Origin of the sequence: Pseudoalteromonas prydzensis (genome assembly GCF_001661495.1) — a bacterium.
Taxonomy (GTDB): domain Bacteria; phylum Pseudomonadota; class Gammaproteobacteria; order Enterobacterales; family Alteromonadaceae; genus Pseudoalteromonas; species Pseudoalteromonas prydzensis.
The window spans coordinates 1-1,176 of record NZ_BDDT01000035.1; the positions used below are offsets into that span (position 1 = coordinate 1).

Annotated in this window: 1 rRNA gene; it reads left to right on the plus strand. The window is 48.6% G+C overall.

The annotated features are described in order from the left end of the window. Window positions 1-25: 25 nt before the first annotated feature. Window positions 26-1,176 (plus strand): 23S ribosomal RNA (locus A7968_RS22770); the annotation flags it as partial.

Consider the following 1,176-nt stretch of genomic DNA (forward strand, 5'->3'; position numbering starts at 1 on the left):
AAACAAAGACCCGTTTGGGTTGTATGGTTAAGTGACTAAGCGTACACGGTGGATGCCTTGGCAGTTGGAGGCGATGAAGGACGTATTAACTTGCGATAAGCCTAGTCAAGCTAGTAAAAAGCACTTGAGACTAGGATTTCCGAATGGGGAAACCCACCTGCTTGCAGGTATCGTTAACTGAATACATAGGTTAACGAGGCGAACGCGGAGAACTGAAACATCTAAGTACCCGTAGGAAAAGAAATCAACCGAGATTCCGGAAGTAGCGGCGAGCGAAACCGGAACAGCCCTTAAGCTTATTATGTGTTAATGGAAGGCTCTGGAAAGTGCCACGATACAGGGTGATAGTCCCGTACATGAAAATACATTTTAAGTGAAATCGAGTAGGTCGGAGCACGTGAAACTTTGACTGAATATAGGTGGACCATCATCTAAGGCTAAATACTCCCAACTGACCGATAGTGAACCAGTACCGTGAGGGAAAGGCGAAAAGAACCCCTGTGAGGGGAGTGAAATAGAACCTGAAACCGTGTACGTACAAGCAGTAGGAGCAGACTTGTTCTGTGACTGCGTACCTTTTGTATAATGGGTCAGCGACTTATATTTTGTAGCGAGGTTAACCGATTAGGGTAGCCGTAGGGAAACCGAGTCTTAACTGGGCGAATAGTTGCAAGGTATAGACCCGAAACCCGGTGATCTAGCCATGGGCAGGTTGAAGGTTGAGTAACATCAACTGGAGGACCGAACCCACTAACGTTGAAAAGTTAGGGGATGACCTGTGGCTAGGAGTGAAAGGCTAATCAAACCGGGAGATAGCTGGTTCTCCCCGAAATCTATTTAGGTAGAGCCTCGGACGAATACTTACGGGGGTAGAGCACTGTTAAGGCTAGGGGGTCATCCCGACTTACCAACCCTTTGCAAACTCCGAATACCGTAAAGTACTATCCGGGAGACACACGGCGGGTGCTAACGTCCGTCGTGAAGAGGGAAACAACCCAGACCGCCAGCTAAGGTCCCAAAGTCATAGTTAAGTGGGAAACGATGTGGAAAGGCCCAGACAGCCAGGAGGTTGGCTTAGAAGCAGCCATCCTTTAAAGAAAGCGTAATAGCTCACTGGTCGAGTCGGTCTGCGCGGAAGATGTAACGGGGCTAAACTATGCACCGAAGCTGCGGATT